The organism is Deinococcus roseus (assembly GCF_014646895.1).
GTDB classification, from domain to species: Bacteria; Deinococcota; Deinococci; order Deinococcales; family Deinococcaceae; genus Deinococcus_C; species Deinococcus_C roseus.
Map to the genome: position 1 here is coordinate 94,885 of NZ_BMOD01000014.1, position 24,838 is coordinate 119,722.

At 56.9% G+C, this 24,838-nt stretch carries 28 protein-coding genes; 12 read left to right on the plus strand and 16 right to left on the minus strand.

Annotation, left to right across the window (positions count from 1 at the left end; genetic code table 11):
• Positions 1-50 precede the first annotated feature (50 nt).
• The 3 genes from IEY52_RS16680 to IEY52_RS16690 form a co-directional block, all read right to left on the minus strand.
• Positions 51-1,451 (minus strand): DNA cytosine methyltransferase, encoded by a 1,401-nt coding sequence (locus IEY52_RS16680; RefSeq protein WP_189004420.1) that lies wholly within the window; start codon positions 1,449-1,451, stop codon positions 51-53.
• A 154-nt stretch (positions 1,452-1,605) separates the two neighbouring features.
• Positions 1,606-2,049, minus strand: coding sequence for a hypothetical protein (locus IEY52_RS16685; protein WP_189004422.1), 444 nt, complete (start codon positions 2,047-2,049; stop codon positions 1,606-1,608).
• Complete coding sequence (locus tag IEY52_RS16690) at positions 2,046-2,243, minus strand: hypothetical protein (protein WP_189004424.1); 198 nt, start codon at positions 2,241-2,243, stop codon at positions 2,046-2,048. The genes IEY52_RS16685 and IEY52_RS16690 overlap by 4 nt, the downstream gene beginning before the upstream one ends.
• 194 nt (positions 2,244-2,437) lie before the next feature.
• Here IEY52_RS16690 and IEY52_RS16695 point away from each other — a divergent pair, with 194 nt between their 5' ends.
• The 6 genes from IEY52_RS16695 to IEY52_RS16720 all read left to right on the plus strand — a co-directional run bounded on the left by IEY52_RS16695 (position 2,438) and on the right by IEY52_RS16720 (position 7,322).
• Entirely contained in the window at positions 2,438-3,499 is a 1,062-nt protein-coding gene (locus IEY52_RS16695) for a DNA methyltransferase family protein (protein WP_189004426.1), read from the plus strand.
• Positions 3,500-4,202: 703 nt separating this feature from the next.
• Positions 4,203-5,414: a hypothetical protein gene (locus IEY52_RS16700; RefSeq protein ID WP_189004428.1), complete on the plus strand. Its 1,212-nt coding sequence runs from the start codon at positions 4,203-4,205 to the stop codon at positions 5,412-5,414.
• A 49-nt stretch (positions 5,415-5,463) separates the two neighbouring features.
• Positions 5,464-5,727, plus strand: coding sequence for a hypothetical protein (locus tag IEY52_RS16705; RefSeq protein WP_189004430.1), 264 nt, complete (start codon positions 5,464-5,466; stop codon positions 5,725-5,727).
• A gap of 199 nt (positions 5,728-5,926) precedes the next feature.
• Positions 5,927-6,349 (plus strand): hypothetical protein, encoded by a 423-nt coding sequence (locus IEY52_RS16710; protein ID WP_189004432.1) that lies wholly within the window; start codon positions 5,927-5,929, stop codon positions 6,347-6,349.
• Between the two features lie 29 nt (positions 6,350-6,378).
• A complete protein-coding gene (locus IEY52_RS16715; RefSeq protein ID WP_189004434.1) occupies positions 6,379-6,675 on the plus strand; it encodes a hypothetical protein in 297 nt (98 codons plus the stop codon).
• A gap of 95 nt (positions 6,676-6,770) precedes the next feature.
• A complete protein-coding gene (locus tag IEY52_RS16720; protein WP_189004436.1) occupies positions 6,771-7,322 on the plus strand; it encodes a helix-turn-helix domain-containing protein in 552 nt (183 codons plus the stop codon).
• A gap of 171 nt (positions 7,323-7,493) precedes the next feature.
• Here IEY52_RS16720 and IEY52_RS16725 read toward each other — a convergent pair whose 3' ends face one another.
• From IEY52_RS16725 to IEY52_RS16775, 11 genes are all read right to left on the minus strand, one after another.
• A complete protein-coding gene (locus tag IEY52_RS16725; protein WP_189004438.1) occupies positions 7,494-7,937 on the minus strand; it encodes a phospholipase D-like domain-containing protein in 444 nt (147 codons plus the stop codon).
• A gap of 110 nt (positions 7,938-8,047) precedes the next feature.
• The gene (locus tag IEY52_RS16730; protein WP_189004441.1) at positions 8,048-8,464 is read right to left on the minus strand and encodes a hypothetical protein; all 417 of its coding nucleotides are present in this window, start codon (positions 8,462-8,464) and stop codon (positions 8,048-8,050) included.
• A 125-nt stretch (positions 8,465-8,589) separates the two neighbouring features.
• Positions 8,590-9,978 (minus strand): hypothetical protein, encoded by a 1,389-nt coding sequence (locus IEY52_RS16735; RefSeq protein ID WP_189004443.1) that lies wholly within the window; start codon positions 9,976-9,978, stop codon positions 8,590-8,592.
• Complete coding sequence (locus tag IEY52_RS16740; protein ID WP_189004445.1) at positions 9,897-11,540, minus strand: hypothetical protein; 1,644 nt, start codon at positions 11,538-11,540, stop codon at positions 9,897-9,899. The genes IEY52_RS16735 and IEY52_RS16740 overlap by 82 nt, the downstream gene beginning before the upstream one ends.
• 78 nt (positions 11,541-11,618) lie before the next feature.
• Positions 11,619-12,008, minus strand: a complete 390-nt coding sequence (locus tag IEY52_RS16745) for a hypothetical protein (protein ID WP_189004447.1) — start codon at positions 12,006-12,008, stop codon at positions 11,619-11,621.
• Entirely contained in the window at positions 12,009-12,629 is a 621-nt protein-coding gene (locus IEY52_RS16750) for a hypothetical protein (protein ID WP_189004449.1), read from the minus strand. It lies immediately after the preceding gene.
• A gap of 9 nt (positions 12,630-12,638) precedes the next feature.
• Complete coding sequence (locus IEY52_RS16755; protein ID WP_189004451.1) at positions 12,639-13,448, minus strand: hypothetical protein; 810 nt, start codon at positions 13,446-13,448, stop codon at positions 12,639-12,641.
• A complete protein-coding gene (locus tag IEY52_RS16760; protein ID WP_189004454.1) occupies positions 13,445-14,143 on the minus strand; it encodes a hypothetical protein in 699 nt (232 codons plus the stop codon). Before IEY52_RS16760 ends, IEY52_RS16755 begins: the two co-directional genes overlap by 4 nt.
• A gap of 132 nt (positions 14,144-14,275) precedes the next feature.
• Complete coding sequence (locus IEY52_RS16765; protein ID WP_189004456.1) at positions 14,276-14,893, minus strand: hypothetical protein; 618 nt, start codon at positions 14,891-14,893, stop codon at positions 14,276-14,278.
• 148 nt (positions 14,894-15,041) lie between these two features.
• Complete coding sequence (locus tag IEY52_RS16770; RefSeq protein WP_189004458.1) at positions 15,042-15,437, minus strand: hypothetical protein; 396 nt, start codon at positions 15,435-15,437, stop codon at positions 15,042-15,044.
• Positions 15,438-15,586: 149 nt separating this feature from the next.
• A complete protein-coding gene (locus tag IEY52_RS16775) occupies positions 15,587-16,501 on the minus strand; it encodes a WD40 repeat domain-containing protein (RefSeq protein WP_189004460.1) in 915 nt (304 codons plus the stop codon).
• Between the two features lie 480 nt (positions 16,502-16,981).
• On the opposite strand from IEY52_RS16775, the gene IEY52_RS16780 reads away from it, so the two are divergent.
• The 3 genes from IEY52_RS16780 (at position 16,982) to IEY52_RS16790 (ending at position 20,240) form a co-directional block, all read left to right on the plus strand.
• Positions 16,982-17,467 (plus strand): hypothetical protein, encoded by a 486-nt coding sequence (locus tag IEY52_RS16780; protein ID WP_189004463.1) that lies wholly within the window; start codon positions 16,982-16,984, stop codon positions 17,465-17,467.
• Positions 17,468-17,640: 173 nt separating this feature from the next.
• Positions 17,641-18,912, plus strand: a complete 1,272-nt coding sequence (locus tag IEY52_RS16785) for a cation:proton antiporter (RefSeq protein WP_189004465.1) — start codon at positions 17,641-17,643, stop codon at positions 18,910-18,912.
• A complete protein-coding gene (locus IEY52_RS16790) occupies positions 18,909-20,240 on the plus strand; it encodes an ArsB/NhaD family transporter (RefSeq protein ID WP_189004467.1) in 1,332 nt (443 codons plus the stop codon). The genes IEY52_RS16785 and IEY52_RS16790 overlap by 4 nt, the downstream gene beginning before the upstream one ends.
• Positions 20,241-20,646: 406 nt before the next feature.
• On the opposite strand, the gene IEY52_RS16795 is transcribed toward IEY52_RS16790, so the two are convergent.
• Together IEY52_RS16795 and IEY52_RS16800 are read right to left on the minus strand one after the other, a co-directional pair.
• Complete coding sequence (locus IEY52_RS16795; protein ID WP_189004469.1) at positions 20,647-22,098, minus strand: sensor histidine kinase; 1,452 nt, start codon at positions 22,096-22,098, stop codon at positions 20,647-20,649.
• Position 22,099: 1 nt separating this feature from the next.
• Positions 22,100-22,771 carry a response regulator transcription factor gene (locus IEY52_RS16800; RefSeq protein WP_189004471.1) on the minus strand — a complete coding sequence of 224 codons (672 nt, stop codon included), beginning with the start codon at positions 22,769-22,771 and terminating at the stop codon, positions 22,100-22,102.
• Positions 22,772-22,905: 134 nt separating this feature from the next.
• Here IEY52_RS16800 and IEY52_RS16805 point away from each other — a divergent pair, with 134 nt between their 5' ends.
• Genes IEY52_RS16805 through IEY52_RS16815 form a run of 3 tightly spaced genes read left to right on the plus strand, consistent with a single transcriptional unit; the run spans position 22,906 to position 24,832 of the window.
• Positions 22,906-23,346: a PRC-barrel domain-containing protein gene (locus tag IEY52_RS16805; protein WP_189004473.1), complete on the plus strand. Its 441-nt coding sequence runs from the start codon at positions 22,906-22,908 to the stop codon at positions 23,344-23,346.
• Positions 23,346-24,533, plus strand: a complete 1,188-nt coding sequence (gene bshA / locus IEY52_RS16810; RefSeq protein WP_189004475.1) for an N-acetyl-alpha-D-glucosaminyl L-malate synthase BshA — start codon at positions 23,346-23,348, stop codon at positions 24,531-24,533. The genes IEY52_RS16805 and bshA overlap by 1 nt, the downstream gene beginning before the upstream one ends.
• Positions 24,530-24,832, plus strand: a complete 303-nt coding sequence (locus IEY52_RS16815) for a hypothetical protein (protein WP_189004477.1) — start codon at positions 24,530-24,532, stop codon at positions 24,830-24,832. Before bshA ends, IEY52_RS16815 begins: the two co-directional genes overlap by 4 nt.
• Positions 24,833-24,838: the final 6 nt, after the last annotated feature.

Genomic DNA, 24,838 nt, shown 5'->3' on the forward strand with positions numbered 1-24,838 from the left:
CCACAATCAAAATATATCACCTTCAAAAAAATATTACAATCCCATAACATTTAGCTGAATAAGATGCCCTGTTTTCCTTTATTGCTCGATTTTTCTTTAATGCCCAGAAAATTCAGGTCTCCTCCTGCGGTCTGCAGTGATTGCATTTTGCGGGCCAGGGCGCGCCCCACCGCCACGAACATCCCATACACCACCCCCTGTCCCAACAGCTGGTGTTGCAGCGTCTCAGATTCCGCTTCAACCAGAGCGTAAGGCACACCTTTCACCCTGGCATGTTCCATCGGGGTGAGCAGGCGGCTCTTTTGCGGATCGTGCGGATGCACAATGCGGGGTTCGGTGCTGCGCTGCTTGGCGTATCCTCGTCCGATGGTGCCACAATGGGAAGCCTGCGGCTGCAGCAGTTGCATGCGAAAACCCTTGCCTGCGGCCCGGTCACTGATGGCTTTTTTGCTGAGTTGAGTGTGGTCTTTCCAGCGGGTGCTGTCCATGGGAACCTCAGTCAGCACATCGGCCAGGGCCGTCTCGCCTCTTGCACTTTCGGGCATCACCTGCACCATGCCAAGGCTGCTGGCAATCACCACCAGTCTGGAACGGTCTTCCAGCGCCCCATGCTCCAGACCGTTGAGCACCTGCTCGGTGATGGTGTAACCCAGCCGTTGCAGGGACTGTTTGAGGGTGGCGTAACCGGCTGTGTTCAGGTATCCCGGCACGTTTTCCAGCACCACCAGAGCGGGGTTCGTTTTCCGCACCACCAGCACCACATCTTGAAAACAGGTGCCTGCCGGATGCTGCTCGGGGAGGGCCGTTTGGTGTTTGGCCCGTCCAGCTTTGCTGATGGCCGTGCAGGGAATGCCTGCCGTGAGGATGTCCACCTGGGGAAGGTCAAGGTGGAACAGGTCAAAAGTGTCCGCTTCAATGGTGTGCGTGGCCTGGGTGATCAGGGGGTTGTGGGTGCAGGCATGATCCACGTACCGGGTTTCGCGTTCCACCATGAAGGTCAATTCTGCAGGCAACTGCGCGGACTGCAGGGCACTGTGCAAGGCATGGTCCAAGAGTCCTGCTCCAAAGTACATGGCTGCTGTGCGCAGGGGGAGCCCTGCCTGCAGGCGTTCGGTGATCTGACGGATTCGCATCTGCTGTTGCAGTGTTTGGGGGTGCAGTTTGACGGTGATCTGGCCCTGGGTCAGCTGGATCTGCAATTCTGCATTCAGGTCATACATTCCAGCAAATTGTTTGCTTTCGATGTCCAGCACGGGCTGGTCGCGGTGGCTGGACACCACGCGTTTGCCCTGGGGGTCAGCCTGGATCCGCAGCGATTTGTCTTCAGGCAAGAAAAAAATCTCGTATTTGGTGCCCGGCAAGAAACCCACCTGGGTGAGTCGGCGGCCTTCCAGCCACAGTTTGGGCTGACCGTTTTTGCTGTTGATGCGTTTGTTGATGGTGTGCAGCACAAGAACCTCCATAACTTATCTTATTATTAGTATACACCTTGATGGTGCCGCTGTCCAGTCGGACTTTTTTCTTTTGCCTGATGGGTTTGATCATCACAAGCGCAAAAAAAGGCGGGATCCCCCGCCTTGCTGTTCACGGTTTACAGCACCCTCATCAGGAAGGGAAGTATTCCACGGCACTTTGCTGGTTTCTCTCCCACACCTCCAGCATCACATCCATCAGGCACAACATCACAAAATACACGAGCAGAAACACCAGTGGATCAAGCCCAAACACCAGCAGGGCAAAACCCATCAGGGCACGCTTCAAGGCCTGCCAGCGCACCGGATCACGCCTGAGGTGATAGAGCAAGCCTGCGCGCACAAGTTGGACGCATACGCTCAAAGCCAGCACCACTTTCAAAACCCCCTGCGGTCCCCAGGGGGTCTGCACCAAATCGGTCACCAGTTTGAGAACCATGGCCCCATCGATCTGCTGCAGGTAAATTCCATACACCAACAGCATGGACAGTGCATAAAGTGCCCCCAGCAGCAGGCGGAACACATGCCTGGCATTGCTGGTCGCCTTTTTGCCCCAGAGGAAAACCCCAGGATTCATGCTCGGTCCTTCTGGCCCACCATCGCCTCCAAAGACACAGGATTTTTGGTGTCCAGAACGATCACATGTGCATGTTTGGGGTTGAAGTTCAGGCTTGCCGGGCTGCGGTGCATGGTGCCAGCGCTTCGACCAACGTCTATAACCCTTTCCGAATTTTTCATGCTCACCTCGCTTTTAGTATAGCCGTTTTTCATGCCCCTTCAAATAAGGATAATCCTCCAAATTTTTACAACGCTTATGAAGTTTATAATTCCCAAGAGAGAAAACTGTTTTTATAGTGCTGGAATTTTATATGACGGTGCGATAAAATGAAAAAAGGAAAAACGAGCGCCAAGCCGGTCAGCAGGTGCGCTCGTTGAACCCAGTCCAAACCCACAGGAGTCAGACCATGTCCCAGAATAGCACCCCTCTTTTCGGCAAAACAAGCGAACCCACACCCAGCACCCCCCTTCTGCAATCCGACAAACAGGCAAACAAATTGGAAGAGTCGGCTCTGAAAATGGAACCCACCATCCTCAAACTGGGCATCCCAGCGTTTGCCCACCAGGGCCTCACACGCAGGCGGGCCACCATGAGGGCCAACAAGCAGGCTGAATGCGACAGAAAGAAACGCGTTCAGGCCATCTTGCGCAGCATGGCGCAGGCCGCCCGAAACGGCACCCTGCCCTTGGCCCTCTCAAAAATCATCCGTGCCAAGCAAGTTGAAGATTTGCTGTGGAGGGCCGGTCATCTGGACCGGGGCGCGGATGGACTGCACCGGCTCTATGGGCACATGACAGAAGAGACCCTGAACAAACTGGGCATCACCTCACCAGAAGCCCTGGTGCAGGCCTGCACGTTCATTTCGACCTGCACCCTGCCTGATGCGGAAGCCGCCAGCACCCGCCGCCTTCGTGAGTTGGAATTTCAACTGGTGGGCAGTCAGATTCCTGGCTTTTTCCCCACCCCCCTTCCACTGATCCACCACATGCTCCGGCATGCAGAAATTGAACCTGGGATGCATGTGCTGGAACCGAGTGCAGGGAAAGGCGACATTCTGGAGGCGATTCGCACCACGCAGCCCGCTGCAACACTGCAGGCCGTGGAACACAACCACACCCTGGCTGAAATCCTCACCCTCAAAGGCTTCCCTGTTCAGCAAGGTGACTTCATGGAGTTCAGGGGGGAGGTGTTTGACCGGGTGGTCATGAATCCGCCCTTTGAAAAGCATCAGGACATCAGCCACGTGCAGCATGCCTACAGCCTGCTGAAAGCAGGTGGGAAGCTGGTCAGCGTGATGTGTGAGGGTTCGTTTTTTCGCAACGACCAGAAGAGTGTGGCGTTCCGCCGCTGGCTCAGTGAGGTGAAAGCCGAAGTGATCAAGAATCCCGAAGGCACTTTTTCCACTTCAGACGCATTTCGGCGCACCGGCACCAACACCCGTCTGGTGATCATCAAGCACGCCATGTAGCCCCCGAGCCTGAACCACTTTCAACCTCAGAAGTCGTTCTGAGGTTTTTTTATATATATCGACAAAGGATTTTCTCCTTCATTCAGTAACATGAATAAATCCAAAGTTCTTTGAGTCATCGGCTCCAGCTCAATGATTTAGTCCGAGTCCAACGTTGCAAGTTGCTATCATCGATACACACCTTCGATCACACGAAGGTGTCAGTCAACAGAAAAGATCAATTGTGAACTGCTGGGGTGCCACCCCAGGGGTGAATTGGTTGCATGTTGAAAGCAACTCCAGGAAAGGGCAGAAAATGGAACAAGACAATACCAAAAGGCTTTTTATTCTTTCAGTTCTGACTTTGACGTTAACAGCATACGGATTAATTTCAGGAAATGATGCTGAGTGGATTCGAAACAGCTTGAATGGCATCTTGGTTGAAGTTGTAACACAAATCATTGTGAATGTAATTTGCACGATCAAATAAGAAGATTTACAGGTGCAACTCAGGCATTGCCGCCTGAGTTGCTTAATTTTGGAAGACGCCTTTGCAAACAAAACCAGATCAACCTGCCGCAGGTCATCTTGAAACAACCGGTCTCCACCCGTGGGAGCAGCACCATCGCAGGGTTTTACATTGGCTTCACAACTTAAATAATTTAAGTTAAAATGATTTCATGCATGGAACCTCCATTCAAAAATCATGCACAGGACGGCAACCATGACCCTACATGCCCATCACCTCGAAGAAACCAGCATCGCCAGCACAGACGGTCAGGCCACCAAAGGCCCTGCCCTGCAACGCGCCAAGGCCACCCGCGCCCTCATCCAGCATGTGCTGGAAATCGGCCTGATTGACGGCTCCACCCAGCTCAGCAAAAGCGGCAAAAACATCGTGTTCAAAGAACCAATGCTGGGCCACAACGACCTCGCAAGCGACCTGGGACGCGCCCTGGCCCAGATCAAAGCCAGCAGCCTCGCCGACACCTACCAGCAACTTGCCCTGCAGCCGATCGCGGACACCCTGCCCGAATTCAAAAAGAGCGAACGGGCCAGCAAAGCCGCCACTGCCCGCAAGGAAAAAGCCCTGGCGGAAGCCTCTGCTGCACAGCAGAAAGCCGACCAGGAACTCAGGGAAAAGCAAGACCTGCTGGACCCCCACCTGGACCGTGCTTACCAACAGGCCAAGAGCGGACAGCAGCCCTCCCTTCTGCTGCAGGAGAAAATCAGCGAGTACGGCAGTGCCCCGCAACGCAAGCGCCTGAAGGCCATCCTGGGCATTGCCAGCAGCAACCAGCAGGCCCTGGCAGAAGAGACCCAGCAACCCACCAGAGCACCTGCTCCCCGCAAGACCCCCAACCCCCGCCACCTGTACCTCAGCAGGCAGGTTCCACCCCTGAATGTGGCCGTGCGCCACCTGGGGCAGGTGGTCGTCTACTACGAACTCGGCAAGGAATGGAGACTCAGCGAGAACGACCCCAGCCTGTACGGGCACGAATTCCTCGGTCACGAAGGGGAAAAAGTGCAGTTCGCATACCACCGCGCACCCACCCCCCAGCAGATCCAGGAGCTGGAGGAGAAAGAAGCCCGACGGGAAATCCAGGAGCACCAGGCCCGTGCTTTCCGGCAAGCATTGCGCATGGTGGCCACATGGGTGGTCCAGGGCAATGAAACCACCCAGACCGACAGCAGCGACGTGGTGATCTGGAACAACCAGCACGGCAGTTACTGGGACAATCAGCAACTCAGCCAACGAGGGGACGCCCTGGTGTTCCGTCACTTCCACTGGGAGCCGTTCGACGAAGTCTGGCGGGAAACGGTGCACATCCGCGATGCCGCCTGTGCCACAGAAGAAATCAAACAGAATCTAAGGACGCTGCAGGAACTCGCCCGCATGCATGACGTGTTCCGCCCCGGTCACATCCTGATCTGACCGAATCCGAAGTGTTTCCCCACCTCGTGGGGATGATGGGAGACCCCTGATGAAAACCCGCAAGAACCCTGCAAGGCATCCCCTGGCTCGACTGAAAGGGCAACTGATCGAGAAACTGGCTGTGGAGAAACACGGGGGCATGCCGCAGTTTCTGGACAGCATTGGTTTGACAACCCAGGCTGAGTACCGTCGCCGCAACAACATCATGTCCTCCGTGAACGGCACCATCCAGTTTGGGGATTCCCTGTTCGCTGAGCTGCTGGCACATCTGCAGGTGAAGCCTGAGCAGCTGGAGATCCAGGTTAAATCCTGATCGGCTTCTGCCTGTCAGGTTCATTGCCAAAATTGATGCAGCACTGTCCCAGAGCATTCCTCTGGGTTTTTTATACGATTGATAACTTAAATAATTTAAGTTATCATAGAAGCAGAGCAGGAAATCTCTCCACCCCGTCACCCCAACCAACAATCCACCCCATGAAAAACCCCATAGAGAAAACTTGAACGGAGCCTACATGAATCTTTCCGAACTCACCGAAAAAGACACCCTGGACCTCGCCCAGCAGCTCACCGACCTGGAAATGCAGGTCCTCAGTGACCTCAAAGGAATCCGCAGTTACTTTGAGAAGCGGGCCACACAGTACGGCCAGGACAGCATCCTCTACCGCAGCAGCATCTCCAAAACGGCCCAGCCCAACTTCCAGAAGGTGGAAACCCGACTGACCCTGGCCTGCCACCTGTTCGGCATCGCGCACCCCAGAGAGTACAACCTGGCCCGCAAAGGCAGCCCCTTGTGCGGCCTGGACTTCTCCGAGGCAATCCGCAAGCGGGTGCTGGGAGAAACCCCCGAGCACATCCAGTTGGTGCGCGAAGCATTGATGCAGGCCCGCATGAGCGACAAGGTGCTGGACTGGATCCTGAAAGAGGCACTGCAGTGACGGGGGGTAAATCCCCTCACTCTGCTGGCGTGGAACGCACCCGCTACCCCCATGCGCCCCTGCACACCAGCCAGGGGCACATCATTGCGGACCTGCAGCAGCGGCCCCAGAACAGCCATGTACTGCGCTCTGCCCGGCTGGGCTGGTCCCCGGACCTCTGGGAAAACTTCATGGGGCGTGATCCCCTCAGGTTTGAGGACACCGACCAGGTGCGGGCCTACTCCAGCAAGCACACCCCTGGGCTGGATGAGGACACCGTGGAGGATCTGCTGCGCCACTGGCAGGCTGCGGTGGCACTGGACTGGATCGACAAAAACTGGCATTGAAACTGCGCCCCCTGAATGCTCAGGGGGCTTTTTGAAAGGTAGACTGAAACCATGATTGACGAAAAGATCTCCCCACAGGAACAGGTGGAGAGGCTGTGAGGCAGGCCCTTTCCAACATCGATCTCGCCCAGGCCCTGGACAATGCCGGTGGGGTGAAGGTGGTGCGGATCACCCACCTGCAGAAGAACCAGCTGGTCTGGCGGGTGGTGTGGCATGGTCAGGTCCAGCAGTTCACCATGGCCATTTTGGACGTGCATCAATCTGAAATCCCAGAGCGGCCCACAGCCAGGCAGCTCGGCAAGGCTTCACCGCTGGCCACCACCACGAAATTCCGGAGTCGGTCATCGTGGACGGTGGAGCAGCTGGTGGAAGAGGACTTGCCGCTGTACTGGTGTGAGCCATGGTTGAAGCAGGAGTTTGACCGGCTGGGCTCATTCGCTAAAATCGACCAGATGTACGGCTATCCGGAGACCAGCCTGAGCAATTTTGCCAGCAGAGAATTCGGCTGGAACGTGAAACCCAGGCAGCTGAACAAGAAGCAGGAAGCTTTGCAGATGCATGCTGCTGGGAAAAGCACCCGTGAAATCATGGATGCGCTGGGGATTCCAAAAGGCACAGTGAACCGTTGGTTCAGGGAGCTGAAGTGAACTTGGGGCGATGATGGGTGATCATTTGGTTTGGTGAGCATCACCTCAACCACCGTCTGTATCACGGTGAAGCACAAATCAAAATCCCTCTGGCATGAAAACCAGAGGGGAAATATGAACTCGCACACTCCTGATTGAGTCTGTCCTATGATAGCACCCTTCTTGTTGCTTTTATTTTGTGGCTTTGCGGTTGCGGTACAGGTCATGCAGGTCATCCCAGTAGCCATGTTGCAGGACCATGCATGGAATGAGGAACACGAAAAACAACACCAGCCATTCTCGGTGCTCCATCAGGTAGGTTCGTGCATTCACGTGTTCCTCAAATGGACTTTTGAGGATGTACAGAACGGGCTGGAGCACCAGCAAGGTTTTGGTGGCGAGGAACAGGGGAAACAACAGGGCGGCACGCTGGCTGACGCGTCTTTTGTCATCGGTGGTGGCGCTCAGGAAAAAGAAGGCGTTGGGGTCGAAGGGGGGCTTTTCCATTGCTGCGAGTCTGACCCCGAGGATCACCAGCAAAATGAAGAGGCATGCGATGGCGTAGTGCACTGAATTCTGGAACAGCAAAGTGGTGGCCATAAATGCAATCAGGGCAAATAAATTGATCCAGTTCATGATGCTCCCTTTTGTGACAAGCGTTTTTTGTGATGAAATGATAGCACTTCGATTTCTGATGATGGCCCGAAAGCCTATGATCCTGCGAATTTCATGCCTTTCGTGGTGGTTCAGTCTGTTGCTTTGAGGAGCCCAACCCGCTTGAAGCCGGTGATGCCCTGGGTTTCACCGGTCCAGTAGAATTCCAGGGCGTCCACCACGGCAAAGACTTCCATGGGGGTGAGGGTGTCCAGCACGGCCCTCAGGGTGCTGCTGGCCTCCTGTTGCAGTTTCGCCCAGGAGGTTTGCACCTGGTCGGCGTGCCAGTTGTGTTTTTGGGCCACCTGGGAGAGTTCGGTGAGCTGTTCGACGCTGAAGTGGATGTTCTTGAGGGCCATGCCGATGAGCACGTAGTATCTGGACAGGTCGGTTTTGGCAACCTGGTGTTTGGTGTGGTCTTTGGTGGTTTTGCCCTGGATGCGGGCTTCGAGTCCAACATCTCGGAATTGGATGGGGGGCATTTGGCGGGCTGGGGTGTGGGTTTGCATGGTGTGGTCCTTTCTGTGAGCACCAGAATCATAATTTATCTATCTATTAGTATACACCCAATGGGCAGGAGCGTCAAGGTGGGACCCTCTTTCTTCTTTTGCCTGTCCTGAAAGACTCAAGGCCTTCAAACAGCATCGTTGACCTCCGGCACCCGCAAGGCCCTCAGGGCCTCCGGAAGATCCAACACAGCGTCCCCATGCTGCAGGTTGTGGGCCTGCAGGACTTCTTCCACAACCCGGCCTGCCCACCGCTGGTGGTCCAGCACGAAACCCAGCAGTTTTTCGAGGGTGCCTCGGTGCGTCTGGTACACCGGGCTGGATGGCTCACGGATCATTTTCTTGAATCCCTCCCAGAGGGTCAGGTCTCCGTACTCCTGCATGAACTTGTCGTGGGTGTGCTCCCAGAACAGCTGCAACCACTGCTGGTGCAATGCGGTCAGCAGGGATTGCACCTGGCGTGCCCTGGCCTGTCTGCGCTCCCGCTCTTTTTGGGCTTCAAGCCGCTGCTCCTGCAGGGTGTGCAGGTGGCTTTCATGCAAGTCCAACACCCTTTCCCTGCACCGCCGCGTGAAACCAAAATGGTTTCGCTCCTCAGAATCTTCCCAGGGCAGCGTTTCGCCCTGCATGTCCCGGCTGTTGTGCCAATGGGTGACCTGCACCCCACCACTGTCTTTGATGACCTTTGGGGTGGTTCTCAGCACGCATCGTTGCAGTTTTGTTGAAAAGCCATACCGCTTCAGGGTGTGATGGTAGACCCTGAATTTGTGCTCATCGAGGTCAAAGGTGACGGCCAGAATCCGGTGATCCTGTTCATAAGCGTCTTTTCTGGAGTGGTGCTGCATGAACAACTCCGTCAGTTGTCCGCCCAGCTGGGTGATTTCCATGTCGGTGAGGTGCTCATCGGCGCGCGCATAGAACTTCCAGCCTTTCAGGCGCTCGGTGCTGTACAGGGCATGCCAGCGGTGGTGGTTTTTGATCAGGGTCTTCCAGCGCAGGTCTTCTGTGACTTTCAAATGGCCATTGCGGAACGTCAGGGTCAGCACCCGCATGAACACATGGTCGTCCAGGGTTTCTGGAACGTAGGCCACGTATTCGTCTCCCTTGCGGTGCGCCACCAGCACCGCCTCAGGGTGGGCTTCCAGCACCTGGGACACCAGGGCATCAAACACCCCGGAGGTCTGCTTGTGCTGCCGGTTCTGGTGCTCGGTCATCAGGAATTGCAGTTCTGCCATGCACTGCAAGAAGGCTTCGGACCCGGTGCCTTGTTCCACCAGCGCCCGGTGAACTTTCTTTTTGAATTTGTAGCGTTCGATGCTGAGCGGGACGAGTTCTGCCGCCTGTTCCTCGCTGAGGTTCAGGGTCTGCATGGCCTGGGAGGCCAGCAGCCATTTGAATGGCTCTTCTTCGGCCTGTTCTTGTTTTTTCTGCTGGATCAGCGCTTTGAGCAGGGGGAACATGTCCAGGTAATTGTGGCGCTCGGTGCGCCTGTGCAGAAACCCCTGCAGTTTTTCCACGGTGACTTCCCTTCCGGGTGATCAAAGGCCAGCACAAAAGTGTCGGTGGGCCGGATCCGGCAGGAGGCCCGGCGTTCGGCTTTCACGTATCCCTGGCCTGCCAGCCAGATGGGGTCTTTGCGTTCGTACAGGAACACCAGCTGGTTGCGGTCTCGACGGTCCAGGGTGTGCAGGGTGTAGGAGTCAGGGGATTCAGCCCGGTCCGGATGGAGGCGGGGGTGACGCCGGTCATGGTCGTCCCGCAGGCGAGAGAAGTTGTACCCGAAATTTCCCATGATGCGCCGTCCAGGTTCCAGGTCCTCGTTGATGCGGGCCTGGAAATCCTGGAAGCGTTCACTGCCGTCCAGCAAGCTGCGTTCTGCATCGGCAATGATCTCCACCAGGCCTTCTTGGTAGGCAGAGGGATCTGTGACCATCACGCCCTGATCTGGCAGGGGGTGGAACACCACGGTGCGGTCAATGAGCCCTTGCAAAATCAAGGCCACCCGCATGTAATCGCGTTGCCGTCTGTCGCGCTTCTTTTCGGCCTCCATGTAGTCCCTGCTGCCGGGCTCCATCTGGCGGTACTCGTTTTTGAAGTGATCGAACCTGCGGAACAAATCCAGGAACTCTGTGGCAGTGGGGGTGAGGGTCTGGTCTGCGAAGAAGTCCGTGCAAATGCGGTACACCCGGCTTCCATTGCGGATCAGGAAGTAGGTGCGTTTGTTGCCTTCGCGGGCTTTTTCGTGCAGGTAGCTGTCTTGGTGGTGTTTGTCTTTCCAGCGGGGCACCAGGGCCACCACCCCTTTCACTTCTGGCAGGATCTGCTGCAGGTGGCTGGGGTCTGCCTGGATCCACTGGTCGAAGTCTTCAACTGAAAGTGAATCAATTCCTCCTGTTTCTGCGGCCACTGCGGCCTCTTCATCCATGGCGAGCACCTGCTGGCGGATGCTGATGGGGGTGCTGGCTGGCGCGGGTGGGCCGTCGAGCAGCTGCACGATTTCCTCGTGGCGTCCGGTGTACAGTTCCACCGTCCACACGGCTTCCTCCAGTTTTGTGACCATTTCGCGGATGGGCACCAGTGCGGCTTCTGCCTGGGCCATGCGTTGACGCATCAGGCCTTCCATGGTTTCTCTTTTGCGGCCCAGGTCTTCTTTGAGGCTTTCCACTTTTTGATTCACGGCCAGCAGGGTGCCTTTGGTGTTTTTGAGGGCATCCCGGGGAATGGGCAGGTGGTCGAGGCCTTCGCTCTGTCCCGTCTGGCGGTTGATGGACGGCTGGGCCTGGTGGAGTTGCTCACTGAGGGCCATGATCTCTCTGGTGGTGGTCTGGATGTCCTGAAGCAGCAGGTTTGTGTGCTGTGAAAGCTTTTCTTCTCCGTCTGGCAGGTGGTGAAACTGACCCTGGAAGTCCTCCAGGGTGTAGGTGTAGCTGCTTTTGAGGTGGTAGACCAGAACCTGTCCGTCTGCTCCGGGGCTGGCGTGGACCAGTGCACCTTTGGGCAGGTAAGGGTCACTGAACAGTTTCTCGTAGACACCGCTGGGCAATTCAGGGAGGGCTTGTGTGGGCAGGGTTGGGTGCATGTTGACCTTCTTTCCAGGGCCTAATGTAAATTATCTATTTATTAGTATACATCATGCCTGACAGCGATTCAATGCTTGCTAAACGCCCATTTCTTCCTGCAGCACCTGTTGCAAAGGCAGCTGTAAAGCCACCCAGCTGGCACCCCGGTGCTTCCCCCGGGCATCCCTGGAAAGCACCACCCGTGAAAGGCGCTCCTGGTCTGCCGGATCCCCATAGCTGCGGGCATCGTACCGCTCAATGAAGACCGGTTTGGGCACCTGGAACATCAAATCCTTCAGCAACTCCACCACGGCGTCCGCAAGTTCTTCTGCAGCGTTGGTGACGCTCATGCCCGGATTGGAGAGCAATTCGGTCCACACCACCACCGCCCGCTGTTCCTTCACATACACCTCCAGATGGCAATGGGACACCTTCTGGGTGGAGGCGTAAAATTCGAAAGCTTCGATCAACACGTCAGGGTGAATCATTCAAAACTCCTTGTCATCATGCATTTGATCCGGCTGCACCACCGGGGTGTAACGGTAACCCCAGGCTCCATGTTGCAGGAGGTGTTTTTCCCGCTGCACCAATTGGGGGTACTTCTGGATCAGATCGGTGAGTTTCTTGCTGGGGGCTTCCACACCAACTTCACCCAACAGGGTTGCCGTCAAACCACCAGACGTCACGCACATGCGGTAAAACACGTCCCAAAGGTGGTCAGGCATGTCCCCCAGCAGCATGGGGGTCTTCTCTGCGGTGTATGCCAGGGCCACCCGGCAAGGCTGCCGGTTCCGGGCCATCTGCGTCAAGAAAGCCAGGTGCAGCGCTTCCAGCACCTTTGGCGATCCGTTCACGTACACCATGTTGAGGTGAGGCAAAGCCATTTGCAGGGCCGGGCCCCAGGCTGTGGCCACCGCAAGGGTGCAATTGTAGATGTCTTGCAGGTCCAGCAGCACCAGTTGGTGCCTCACTGGGAGGTGCTGGAGGGCCTGCAGCAACAGGGACGCCGCCGAACCAAACACCACCACGGGTGTTTCCGCCACAGGCAGACCCTGTTGGGCCAGCACCCCCAGCACCTTCACATGGCGCGTCAGCACATCACTGGGCATGGTTTCCTTTCATCCTTTGAGTGGCAGGGTCGGACAGGAGGCGAGCGTCTGCTGTCTTTCCACCTGCCGGTGTTTGAGCAGGCAGCGGAGGCTCACCTGGTGGGCCACCTGCACCACATCCAGGTTGTGGGCCAGGGCAAAATCCAGTGCCGCATCCCAGGCCTGCTTTTCGGTGACGGTGTGCTGCAGCAGTTTTTGAGCGAGTGGAATGGGCAGAAATCCCTGCCGGAGGTGCTGCAGGTCTTCTTGCGCATTCAATTTGACCAATCGGGCTGGGTTGAAGGGTTCTGTCGGGGTGTCCCTGATGCTCTCCCACCAGAAGTACCCCCGGAACTGCTGTTTTTCCAGGTCCATCACATCAAACATGTACCTGGGGAAAAACTGCAGGCAGTGGGCCTCCAGGGCTCCCAGGGTGGAGAAGGTGGGGGTGATGGGCACGTCTGTGTCTGCACCTTCGCTGTAACCCTGCAGTGCGATGACTTGCCACCAGAGGGCCCGCCCTGACTCCACCCGGACTTCAAAGTGGGCCTGGAGTCGCACCGCGATGAATTCGGACACCGACTGGTTGGGAAGCACTTCTTGTTCGGCGAGCACCTGCCTGAGGCCATGCAGAATCTCTCTGGGGGTGCACCCCACACAGGTCAGCAGCAGCCGCTGGTGGCAGGAGTTGTGGACTTCCACCCGCACCTGATGGAGGTGATCTGTGATGCAGATGTTGAGGCCCAGCAAGCTCACTTCGTAACACACCTCGCCCATCTGGCTGCCCATCAAGGCCAGGGTGAGGGGCTTTTCATGGCGCAACAGGAATTCGAAGCTCATGGGACCACAGCCATGGTTGGAGCCACCGTGAGGAGGCCTCCGCTGGTGAGGTGCACCTGTGCTGCTTGCTGCAAGTCCATGATGGCTTCTTGCACAAACTGTTCACTGGTGGGGTAGTAATCCTGCCAGATGTGCTGATGGATCGTGTCAACATCCAGCGGGCCGGGTGCCTCAGAGAGCACCTGCAAGATGGCTTCGGTGAGTGAAACCTCCGGACGCTTGGGGGTGAGGGTCCAGAGGGCAGGGTCTCCTTCACTGTGCACATGGCCGAGTGTTCTGAGTTCCTGGAGGGTGGCTTCAAGGTCTCGCAGTCGAAATTTTTGCAGGCGCCTGCGCAGCCAGGAAAGCAGGATCTGGGTGGACTGCGGTTGCTCCTGGTGGTGAAGGGCGGTCACCACGGCTTCTCGTGGTTGCGGGCTGACGATGACCTGGAATTTTTTGGTGCTGCCGACTTCTCGGCGCACTTCTGCAAGGTCGTTTTGTTTTCCCAGGGTGTGCAAAACGTAGTCCCACAGTGCTGTTCGCGCCAGTCCCCGGGCGTCTTCTGCGGTGGCTGCGCCACGTTGATGCAAAGGGCTGTGCTCAGGGTTTGTGGGCACAAGCGTGTAGCTGAATTCACCGGTGTGGTGTTGCCTCACGGTGAGGGTGGCGTACTGGCAGCTGAACTGGTGGGTGGTGTGGTTGAGTTTCATCATTCCTCCGATCGTTCTTAACTTATCTATTCATTAGTATACACCAGATGATGGATTGTGACAACTCCCCTTTTGCTGCACTGCTGCTCAAAAAAGCGAGGGACACCCCTCGCGCAGCCGAAATGCAAAAGCAGGTTAAGGCGCTTCCGCCTCCTCCTGCTGGAAACTCCACCTGAAATCACGACCCAGGCTTCCACCCATGGAAATGACCGAATTCAGAACCACGTCTCTTTCATCCTCCTCGTTTCCCGACACGAAAAGAAGGGTCTTGTAAAGGGACGCCGAATACAGCGGGAGGGTGACAAATTCTCCAGCAACACTGAGGATGATGTGGGCCTCCAGGGTGCCGTTCAAGCGAACCACACTCAGGTTGTTTTCTGCCACGCGCACCACATCAAAAACAATGTTGTAGAAAACCGAGCAGTTGCTGATGTTGTCTTTGAAGTCAAAATCATCATCAAAATGCACCAGAATTTGATCCGTGATGTGCTGCCCTGCACCGGTGTACGCATCTGCATCGGAAATCTGTCCAGATGCATGTTGAATCCTTGCTCTCTGAAAACACACATGCTCCTTGAAGTCCAGCACCAGGGCCAGGGGAGCAAAGCCGTCGACTTCGTAGTAAGGCTGTCCTGCATCAGTGAACCCTGAAGGGTTTTCTGGGTCCAATTCCAACTGGGCCTGGGCCGCACCCACCAGTCCTGACGAAAAAACAAAGAGGCCAACCAAAAACCATTTTTTGAGGTGCAGCATGATTAAAGTGTCCCACCTTCCAACGTCACACACAGCTTTGCTTGCCGATTCATCTTGTTTACAGTAGCAGCTTTCAAGGTTCAGATTGGACTTTACAGGGTGCATTTTTCTTTGCCTGAAAGCCCAGACCCCGTGGGTCTCGCATCCCTCAACTGGTCGTGAAACCCCAACTTCCCGCTTCAAGGGGCTGCACGTCTGGAAGCAGCTGCAGCGTCTGCCTGACCTTGGCTTTCCAGTGTGGATTGAGCTGGATTCGCGCTGGCGCACCTCTGCTGACCTGATCGTACAGGGCCTGCAAACTGGCCGTCCCTCCCAGTTCCATCAAGGCAAGTTTCACGATGTTCTTCCAGGTGCCAGAAGCCCGACCTTTCAGTTTTTCACCGATGTCTTTCAGTGCGGCCAGCATCACCACTCCACGCCTCTCCCAGATCAGGATGTATTCATGCTCGATGGCAGGGAGACGCATTCCACGGTAGGTTTTGTGGTCGCTGCGGCAGTGGTGTTGCGCCTTGATGAGCACCCCGGCCAGTTCCCTGGGCATCATGCCAATCAGAGGGTAGGCAATGATTCGAGAAAAAATGTCTCAAATCTGAAAATGAAAGCGTCCTGCAGAAGATTTTCTTCGCTGATGTGCTTCCATCAGGGGTCAGGACAAGTTCTGGTTGAAGCTGAGACAAACATCCTGCTTGCCTCTCAGCGTCGCTTGAACCAGGCCCCCATTCTGCTGGCAACCACCACCACTGAGTTGTCTGGACTGAAAGCAATGGCCCCAGGTTGATTCCCCCACCAGGAATGCGCCCTGGGTGGATTCTGGGTTAAATCCCAGCGGTACACGCAGGTGTTCAAATCCAGCAGCCACGACCAGGGTCCACCCTCCCCCGAATGGATCACTCCCAGTTCCCTGCCATCTGGAGAGAGTTGCATGTCCCTCACCCACTCCCGGCACCGCAGGTCTGGTGGTCGCAGGACATGCAGCAATTTCCTGTCTCTGGTGTCAAACACCCGGATTTCCCCCTCCAAACCACAAAACACAGCATACCGTTCCTGCTGGACATTCAGTGCAGCACGAACCACCTCACGACAACCCGTGGGAAAAAAGGCTGAACGACCTGGGTGACCAGCGTTGAAAAAAGAAACCGGCACCCCCTTTGTTGAAGGCTCCCGGTGGAAGAACCGGGTCTTCTCACCTGGAAAATCCACCGTCAGGATTTTCCTGTCCGGGTCATAAGCAAAATCTTCCCCGTTGTACAGCAGGGGACGACCCTCTGCAGTGGAAAAGTCCTCCTCGGATCCCAGGGTCGCGCCATGCATGTCCACCAATTTGTAGTGGGGTTGCCAGCCAAAACCCATCATCTGCTGGTTGTCCTTGCTGAAATGAAAATGCTGGTAAAACGACCCCATGTAATCGTCATGCTTGTTTTCTGAGATCAGAACATGGTTTTTCAGGTCATGGATTTGAACTTCTTCCCAGGAACCCACAAGGAGTTTCTGACCGTCGGCACTGAAGCCCAGTGCCTCGTTGTAAAGTCCAACAAGCACCGGAGGAATCCCACTGACCAGCACCCCTGATGCCCAGTAGAGTTGGCCCAGATGGGGGATGAGCAGCATCAACCACCACCACTGCACAGGCCTGTTCATTTTCCTGTGCCGCACCCAGGATTCCAGAAAAAAGAAAATCGGCAAACACTGAACCGCCATCAGCACATAAATGTTTTGATGAAAAAAAGACCCGATCAGAAGTGCAATGAAAAACCCATATTTGAACCACGGGTACAGCTGAGTACGAAAAGGCTTCATGGCTTTAAGGTAACATCATGGGTTGCTGGGATGAACAGGTTCGCGATGAAGTCTATGGGTTTTCCTGCAAGAAACCGCAGGGAACATTCTTGTGGCACACCCAAAAATCAAGTATCCTGAAAACAGACAATTTGCCGAAAGGCGGAGACCACGTCCACATGTGGCCCTGGCGGAGACTGATTCAAATCGGTCTTCGTCTTTTTGCAGTCAAGAAGCACCCATGACCCCACCACCGCCCAGGCCCTACCCCTGAAATGGGGACCTGAGCCAAACAGAAAGGAACACCAGACCATGGAAAAACTGAAGCTGGGACGACCTGGACCATCCGGGGCACAACAGAGAAGAACCTTGCAGGGAGACCAGGCCCGCAGGATCTGGTACCAGAACCCATTGCCATACTGGAGGGTGTGGATCAATGTGCTGGTGTTTGTGGGGATGTGCATGCCCCTGCTCTATGACCAACTCACCTTCACTTTTTCACCCCGGCACCTGGAAACCACAACCGTGGTGCGGGTGGAGCAGCGTGGCAAAGGCGGGACTGCGATGGTGGCCATCTTGAACATCCATGGACAGGACGTTGCCATCTACCCCCCTCTGGATCCCGGGGAAGCCACAGTGGGAGAACCCATGACCGTGGTGTGCACCCCTCAATTGGTGTGCCGCAAGAATGACCCCTGGTCTCAGAATTACCTTTATGTCATGCTGGTGCCTCTTTTTCTGGTTTCCCTGCTGCTGATTGTTCCCCTGCTGGTGTTCAGGGCCAGGGTGAGGTCATGAAAGGCTTGGGCGCTGCAACAAATGGATCGGGACAGGCAGGTGTTTGCCCAGGCCGTGCCTTTCCCCTACAATGAAAGCAAAGAGGCCGAGAGGCCTGGAGACCCACCTCCACACGTGGGCCTGGCGGAGACTGTTCAACCGGTCTTCGCTTTTTCATGCTCAAGGAGAACCCCATGCAACTGCTCGATGCTTTCGCTGTGCTGGTCACCCTCACTGCACTTTTCGCTTACCTGAACGCGCGGTTCTTCAAGTTGCCCCCCACCATCGGGGTGACCCTGGTGGGACTCATCGCCTCGGTGTTGATTTTCCTCCTGCAGGGCCTGGGGCTCAACCTGGTTCCGGTGGCCCGGGATCTGCTGGCCCACATTGATTTCAACACCTTCCTGATGCAGGGCATCCTCAGTTTTCTGCTGTTTGCCGGTGCCCTGGGAGTGGATGTGGATGTGCTGCGAAAATACCGCACGCCCGTGCTGGTCCTCGCGGTGTTCAGCACCCTGATTTCCACCTTTTTGATTGGGGGCCTCACCTACCTGCTGCTGAATGTGTTTGGCCTGTCCGTGCCGTTCCTTTACACCCTCCTGTTCGGTGCCCTGATTTCGCCCACCGACCCCATTGCTGTGCTGGACTTGCTCAAGCGGGCCAAGGTCCCCCCCAAACTGGAAAGCATCATCGCAGGGGAGTCCCTGTTCAACGATGGGGTCGGTGTGGTGGTCTTCAGTGTCATTGCCGCCCTGGCCTTCGGAGGAGGGCACGGGGCAGAGCACGCGTTTGGAGGGGCGGACATCCTGAAGTTGTTCTTGCAAGAGGCCATTGGGGGCCTGGTGTTTGGCGGGGTCATCGGGTACCTGGCGTTTTTGATGCTCAGAAGCATCGACAGTTACATCCCGGAACTGCTGATCACCGTGGCCCTGGTGATGGGCGGGTACGCCCTGGCCCGTGAACTGCACGTGTCTGGTCCGCTGGCGATGGTGGCCGCAGGACTGATCATCGGACAGCAGGGCAGAAGGGACGCCATGAGTGACGTGACCCGCCACCATGTCGATCAGTTCTGGGAGATGATCGATCAACTGCTCAACGCGGTGCTGTTCGTGCTGATCGGACTGGAGATCCTGCTGCTGGATTTGCAGGGCATCAGCCTGCCGCTCATGCTGGCCACCGTTCCGGTGGTGGTGCTCTCCCGCTACCTGAGTGTGGGCTTCCCGGTGCTGCTGCTCAAAAAACGCTACACCCTGTCCAGGTACACCACCCGCATCCTCACCTGGGGTGGACTCCGGGGAGGGATTGCCATTGCACTCGCGCTCTCGATTCCCCCGGCGGACAGTGAGCGCAACCTGCTGCTGGTGCTCACCTACGTGGTGGTGGTGTTCAGCATCCTGGTGCAGGGCCTCACCGTGATGCCCCTGATCCGAAAGGGCCAGCAGGCCGCCATGAAGGTCACCCCATGAACGAGGCACACGGTCTCATTGCTTCCCTGGGGGTGCACCTGACGCAAGACGAGATGAGGCTCTGGGCGGTGGCCCTCTTTGTGGGCACTTACGTGCTGATCATCCTGGAGAAATACATCCACCGCACCATTGCTGCTTTGCTGGGGGCCTCGGTGATGATGGTCCTGGGCATCCTGACCCCAGCAGAGGGCTGGATGAGCATCGACTTCAACACCATCTTTCTCCTCTTTGGCATGATGAACATCGTCACTGTGCTAAGCCACTCTGGCTTTTTCGGTCTGGTGGCACGGCGTGGAGTGCTGCTCACCCGGGGCAACCCAACCCGCATTTTGTGGGTGTTTTCCTTGCTGACCGCAGTGTTCTCGGCTTTTCTGGACAACGTGACCACCGTGCTGTTTATGGTGCCCGTGATGATCCAGGTCACAAAGCAACTGAAACTCAATCCCATCCCTTATGTGATTGCCCTGGTGCTGGCCTCGAACACGGGAGGGACCACCACCCTGATTGGAGATCCCCCGAACATCATCATCGGGTCCATCGCATCAAAAAGCTTCAATGATTTTCTGGTCAACGTCGCCCCTTACGCTTCGCTGGCTTTCCTGCTGGGCCTCGGGGTGATGCAACTGCTGATGAAACGTGCAGGCCATCTGACAGCACAGCTTTCAGCCGCAGAATTCAAAAGTCAGTTTGAATCCCAGAGGGCAGATCCTGTGGATGTGCCCCTGATGCTCAAAGCCCTGGGGATCTTTCTGCTGACCATCGTGCTGTTCATTGTTGCCCGTCCGCTGGGTCTGGAAGCCGGTGTGATTGCGCTCCTGACCAGCACCATCCTGGCCCTGATGACCGGGCTTTCTGCTGGCTGGATTCTGGAGAAAGTCGAATGGACCACCCTGATTTTCTTCATGGGCCTCTTTGTGGTGATTGGCGGACTGGAGCACACTGGGGTTTTCACCCTGATCGCAGAAAAACTCCAGACCCTGATCGCCACTGACATCCACCTGGGCATTCTGATCCTGGGTTTCTCCAGTGCCTTGATTTCAGGTTTTGTGGACAACATTCCTTTCACCATCAGCATGGCGAAAGTGCTGCAGACCATGCAGACCACGCTAGGACCCACCATGGACCCCTTGTGGTGGGCACTGTCGCTGGGGGCCTGCCTGGGTGGCAACCTGACCCTGATTGGGGCCAGTGCCAACATCGTTTCTGCAGACCTGGCAGACCGCGAAGGGTATAAGATCACCTTCCTGGGCTTCATGAAATACGGAACCCCAGTGGCCTTTGTGACCGTAACGGTGGCCTTGTTGCTGTTCTGGTGGGTCCATTCCTGAACCTGCCAGAGTGGTGCAGTACACTCTGAAAACACGGAACACCTGAAATGCCTCATGGTTCCCATTGCCATGGGGTTTGAACCATCAAAGTGCGCAGTCAACCGCACTTTGATGGTTCAGAAGCGAAGACGGTTCAGCCAGATTTGCACCCTGGGTCCCTGAAGGGACAGCACACTGCACAACAGCGCTCCAACAAGGCACAGGGAGACAGGCATGCCAAAGGAATACATCATGCACGCTGCAGTGGTCGCAGCAAGGCAAAGGTGCAAGATGGGAGAGGCGGGTTGAAAGGCCAGGTCATCCATGGCGTGCATGGTAAAGGTTGAACCTTAGGTTTCCCTTAACTCACGCAGCAGGCGGCGCAGAATCAGCCACCCCGTTCTGCAAGATGTTGTTGCCTGGGGTGTCAGTTGGCAGGGTGAGAACGGATTGCTGGTTGTTGTTCCAGGGTTCCAAGATTGAAGGACACGCAGGTGCCTTCACCTTCGGTGCTCTTCAACTGAATTTCCCCGTGGTGCTGCTCGGTGAGCCACTTCGCAATGGCAAGCCCCAGACCGCTGCCCGTGGGATGTTGCCTTTTGGCTTCACTGGACCTGTGGAAGCGGTCAAACACATGCGGGAGATCCTCTGCAGGAATGCCCATGCCGGTGTCCTGAACTTCGGTGATCACCCGCTGGTTGTGCACCCAGGTGCGCACGGTCACGGTCCCTCCAGCAGGGGTGTAAGTGAGGGCGTTGTCCAGGAGAATCAAAAGGAGCTGCTTCAGGCGGTCCGGGTCTCCCCGCACCCACACCCCTGCTGTGTTTTCAAGGTGCACCTCCTGGCCGTTCCTGAGTTGCTGGGCGTCCCGAAAGGCCTGCAAGACCACCTCGGAGTAAGGGACGTTCTCCTGAAGGAGTTCAATGCCTGCGTCTTTTTTGGCCAGGATCAGTAAATCCTCCACCAGCCGTCCCAGCCGGGACATTTCCAGTTCTGCGTCATGCAGGATGTCTTCTCGCTCGTCTGGGAGCATGGTGGGGTAACGCCGCATGAGTTCCAGGTTGCCCCGCACGATGGTGATGGGGGTCCTGAGTTCATGGGAAGCGTCCGCAAAGAAATGCTGCTGGGCTTTCACTGCCCCTTCCAGACTGGACAGCATGTGGTTGAGGGTGCGGGCCAGCACCCCGAGTTCATCCCGCAGTGGAAAACGCTCCACCCGCTGGGAAAGGTCCTGAGAGTGGGCAATCTGGTCTGCTGTGCGGGTCAGCCGGGCAATGGGTCTGAGGGCCATCCCGGAGACCAGCCAGGCCAACACCGCAGCCAGCACGGCCAGCGCCAGGGTCAGGGTCAGCAGCACCCGCAGCAAGGTGTGGATGGCTTCATCCAGACGGCCCAGGGGACTGAGGGTCTCCAGGAATCCCAGCACCTGCCCCTGGCGTTCCAGGCGCACCACGTACCTGCGCCAGCGTTCCCCTTCAATCAACACCGTGCCGAAAGCAGCATGCTCTGGGATTTTTTGCAGGGCATCCAGGGTGGGCAGCAGGCGAATCCACAGCGGCATCAGGGGCTTCGCGTTCCTTTCCAGAGGCAAGGTTGGGTCGGTCTCTGGGAGAAGGTCGGCGTTCCGGGAGGTTCTGCGCAGCTTTCCATCCGCAAAGTACAGTCGGATGGCCACGTCGTTGCTGTCGGCGTCCAACACGTAAGAACGGTCCGCCGTGGTGATGCCTGCGGCCACATGGTTCCCGGTGAGGATCAGCAGGCGGTCCACATCCTGGTACTGGCTTTTCACGTAAAAGCCGTAAGACAACAGGGAAAGGGTCAGCAGCAAGAAACCACACAGGGTGCCATACCACAAAGAGAGCCGCTCACGGATCAGCATGTCAGTCTTCCCGCAGGATGTACCCGGCCCCGCGGATGGTGTGAATCAGGCGGCTGTCCCCGCCCTCTTCGAGTTTCTGCCTCAGGCCACTGACCACCACCTCCACCACGTTGGCATCCCCGAAGTACTCCATGCCCCACACGCGGTCCAGCAGCATCGGCTTGGAGAACACCCGCTCCGGGTTCTCCATGAGGGTCTGCAGGAGTTTGAATTCCAAAGGGGTGAGGTGCAGGTTTCTGTCTCCCCGACGGACCTGGTGGCGTTGCAGGTCGATCAGCACGTCACTGAAACGCAACTCGGAACGGTCCGGTGACCGTTTGCGCAAAATCAACCGGATGCGGGCCAGCAGCACCTCGAAAGAGAAGGGTTTGGTGATGTAGTCGTCCGCTCCCACCTCCAGTCCTTCCACCTGCTGGTGGGGTTTGTCGCGGGCGGTCAGCAAAACCACCGGGGTGTCTTCCCCGGCGGCCCTGAATTTTCGGAGCACCTCCAGGCCACTGAGGTCAGGCAGCATCACATCCAGCACCACCAAATCCACCTCTCCGTTGCGCAGGACCTGCAGGGCGTCTTGCCCACAAGGGGCTTCCAGCACCCGGTATCCCTCGAAGGCCAGTCCCCGGCGGACCATGGCCAGCATCCTCGGGTCGTCATCCACCACCAGCACGGTTTGCATGGAACATTGATGGACCACATCTTCATGAAAACCATGAAGTTTTGACGTTGCCCTCTTAACTCAGCTTTTCCTAAGCTTTCCCGAAGGTCAGGGAAAGTTTGCCCTTTTAGGCTACCTTCACTGGAGGTTTGAAGATGCTCACCGTAAAAACCCTGATGGAAACCGGAGAAATCCACACCCCCCACCGCAAAGTTGGACAGGTCATGGACGTGGTGATCAACCATGAACTTGGTCGGGTGATTGCCTACCTGCTGCGCTCAGAGCCCTTCCACACCCAGGAAGCGGTGCTGTTTGATGCCCTGATGTACCACAGTGAACACCGCGGGTACGTGCAGTCCAGCGACGATGTGGTGCCTCTCATCAAGTTGCCCCGCCTGCAAAAACTGGCCGAGGACTACCAGGTGATCGGCAAACCCTGGCTGGATTTCCAGGGCCGGGAGATTGGCACCGTGGAGGACATCTCCTTCGATGAGCAGACTGGGCACGTAACGTACTACAAAGTGAAATTCCATCCTCACGTCCCAGTGTCCACCCCCATGGTTTCTGCGGCCCTCAGCCCATTCCGGGGGCAGTGATGCACGTCGCCATCCTCTGCCACTCCACCCTGGGGGGTTCCGGGGTGGTCGCCAGTGAACTCGCCCTCTCGCTTGCACAGAGGGACATCACGGTGCACGTGCTTTCCGACCAGAAACCCTTCCGGCTGGAGATCCCGGAGGAGTTGCAAGACCGACTGCTCTTTCACCCGATTGAAACGGTGAACCATCCGGTGCTGCCCGGCAATTTGTTTTCGCTGTCCACCATCACCCAACTCTTGCAACTCACCTACCAGTACCCCATTGACCTGGTGAACGTGCATTACGCCATTCCTTTCGCTCCGAGCGCCGTGTTTGCCCGGGAGATCGCAGAGGGGCGCTTCAAGGTGGTCACCACCCTGCACGGCACCGACGTGACCCTGCTGGGGCAGCATCCAGCCCTCAAAGCCACCCTCAGGTACAGCCTGGAGCAATCCGACGCCCTCACGGCAGTCTCTGACAGCCTGGCCCAGGAGGCCCGGCGCATCTTTGACCTCAGCCGTTACCGCCCCATCCATGTGATCCCCAACTGGGTGAACGGTGAACGCTTCACCTTTCAGGACGATCCCCAGAACGACTTCCCCCTGTTGATGCACGCCTCAAACTTCCGGGAAGTCAAACGCACCCGTGATGTGATCTGGATTCTGCATGAAGTGCTGAAACACCGCACCGTGAACCTGCGCATGGTTGGGGACGGACCCGACCGGGAAGCCTGTCAGCAACTGGCTTTTGAACTCGGCATTCACCCTCACATCGAGTGGTTCGCGCCCACCGTGCACATCGAGCGTCATTTGCAGCAAGCCGATGTGCTGCTCTTGCCCAGCGAAAATGAATCCTTCGGGCTCATCGCCCTGGAGGCCATGGCCTGTGGGGTTCCGGTGGTTGCCTCCCACACGGGGGGCCTGCCGGAAGTGGTGGTGCACGGCTCCAGTGGTCTGCTGAGGCCCGTGGGAGATGTGGAAGGCATGGCCGCATCCGTGCTGAACATCCTGTCCGATCACAACACCCACCTGGGGATGCGCCGTGCAGCCTGCAAACGCAGCCAGCGCTTCCAGGAGGATTTGATCGTGCCTGAATACCTGCGGGTGTTTCAGGGCCTGGTGTCCAGGACCCTCAACCAGCAGAGCGGCATCCCGGCACTGTGGCAGGACATTCCAGCCTACCCCCAACCTCACCTGGAGGACGCATGACCGTAAACCCTGGACCTTACCTGCTCACCATCTACCTGACCCATCAGGAGGCCGACCTGGCTTTCCGCACCCTGATCCAGCATGCCCGCAGTGAAGGCTTCCTGGTGGAGGTGCCCGCTGTTCCCCTGCAACTTCCCGAGCACCACCAGCAACTTCATGCTTCAGCCGTGGAGCACGCACTTTCCCTGCACGGCAACCTGAAAAGCATCACGGGTTTCGTGGAGTTGCACCGGGATTTGATCATGGGGCATGGCTTTGTGGACATCTCCCCGGTGTTCACCCCAGCGGCCCTCTTCTGACCCCCT

Bases quoted from the DNA above. Each gene is read 5' to 3' on its own strand.
- IEY52_RS16795 (WP_189004469.1), bottom strand. From the start codon at position 22,098: ATGCTGATCCGTGAGCGGCTCTCTTTGTGGTATGGCACCCTGTGTGGT.
- IEY52_RS16705 (WP_189004430.1), top strand. From the start codon at position 5,464: ATGAAAACCCGCAAGAACCCTGCAAGGCATCCCCTGGCTCGACTGAAA.
- IEY52_RS16710 (WP_189004432.1), top strand. From the start codon at position 5,927: ATGAATCTTTCCGAACTCACCGAAAAAGACACCCTGGACCTCGCCCAG.
- IEY52_RS16770 (WP_189004458.1), bottom strand. From the start codon at position 15,437: ATGATGCCCAGGGAACTGGCCGGGGTGCTCATCAAGGCGCAACACCAC.
- IEY52_RS16815 (WP_189004477.1), top strand. From the start codon at position 24,530: ATGACCGTAAACCCTGGACCTTACCTGCTCACCATCTACCTGACCCAT.
- IEY52_RS16755 (WP_189004451.1), bottom strand. From the start codon at position 13,448: ATGAGCTTCGAATTCCTGTTGCGCCATGAAAAGCCCCTCACCCTGGCC.
- IEY52_RS16805 (WP_189004473.1), top strand. From the start codon at position 22,906: ATGCTCACCGTAAAAACCCTGATGGAAACCGGAGAAATCCACACCCCC.
- IEY52_RS16700 (WP_189004428.1), top strand. From the start codon at position 4,203: ATGACCCTACATGCCCATCACCTCGAAGAAACCAGCATCGCCAGCACA.
- IEY52_RS16785 (WP_189004465.1), top strand. From the start codon at position 17,641: ATGCAACTGCTCGATGCTTTCGCTGTGCTGGTCACCCTCACTGCACTT.
- IEY52_RS16790 (WP_189004467.1), top strand. From the start codon at position 18,909: ATGAACGAGGCACACGGTCTCATTGCTTCCCTGGGGGTGCACCTGACG.
- IEY52_RS16740 (WP_189004445.1), bottom strand. From the start codon at position 11,540: ATGCACCCAACCCTGCCCACACAAGCCCTCCCTGAATTGCCCAGCGGT.
- IEY52_RS16725 (WP_189004438.1), bottom strand. From the start codon at position 7,937: ATGAACTGGATCAATTTATTTGCCCTGATTGCATTTATGGCCACCACT.
- IEY52_RS16765 (WP_189004456.1), bottom strand. From the start codon at position 14,893: ATGCTGCACCTCAAAAAATGGTTTTTGGTTGGCCTCTTTGTTTTTTCG.
- IEY52_RS16690 (WP_189004424.1), bottom strand. From the start codon at position 2,243: ATGAAAAACGGCTATACTAAAAGCGAGGTGAGCATGAAAAATTCGGAA.
- IEY52_RS16745 (WP_189004447.1), bottom strand. From the start codon at position 12,008: ATGATTCACCCTGACGTGTTGATCGAAGCTTTCGAATTTTACGCCTCC.
- bshA (WP_189004475.1), top strand. From the start codon at position 23,346: ATGCACGTCGCCATCCTCTGCCACTCCACCCTGGGGGGTTCCGGGGTG.
- IEY52_RS16800 (WP_189004471.1), bottom strand. From the start codon at position 22,771: ATGCAAACCGTGCTGGTGGTGGATGACGACCCGAGGATGCTGGCCATG.
- IEY52_RS16685 (WP_189004422.1), bottom strand. From the start codon at position 2,049: ATGAATCCTGGGGTTTTCCTCTGGGGCAAAAAGGCGACCAGCAATGCC.
- IEY52_RS16760 (WP_189004454.1), bottom strand. From the start codon at position 14,143: ATGATGAAACTCAACCACACCACCCACCAGTTCAGCTGCCAGTACGCC.
- IEY52_RS16695 (WP_189004426.1), top strand. From the start codon at position 2,438: ATGTCCCAGAATAGCACCCCTCTTTTCGGCAAAACAAGCGAACCCACA.
- IEY52_RS16730 (WP_189004441.1), bottom strand. From the start codon at position 8,464: ATGCAAACCCACACCCCAGCCCGCCAAATGCCCCCCATCCAATTCCGA.
- IEY52_RS16780 (WP_189004463.1), top strand. From the start codon at position 16,982: ATGGAAAAACTGAAGCTGGGACGACCTGGACCATCCGGGGCACAACAG.
- IEY52_RS16775 (WP_189004460.1), bottom strand. From the start codon at position 16,501: ATGCTGCTCATCCCCCATCTGGGCCAACTCTACTGGGCATCAGGGGTG.
- IEY52_RS16750 (WP_189004449.1), bottom strand. From the start codon at position 12,629: ATGCCCAGTGATGTGCTGACGCGCCATGTGAAGGTGCTGGGGGTGCTG.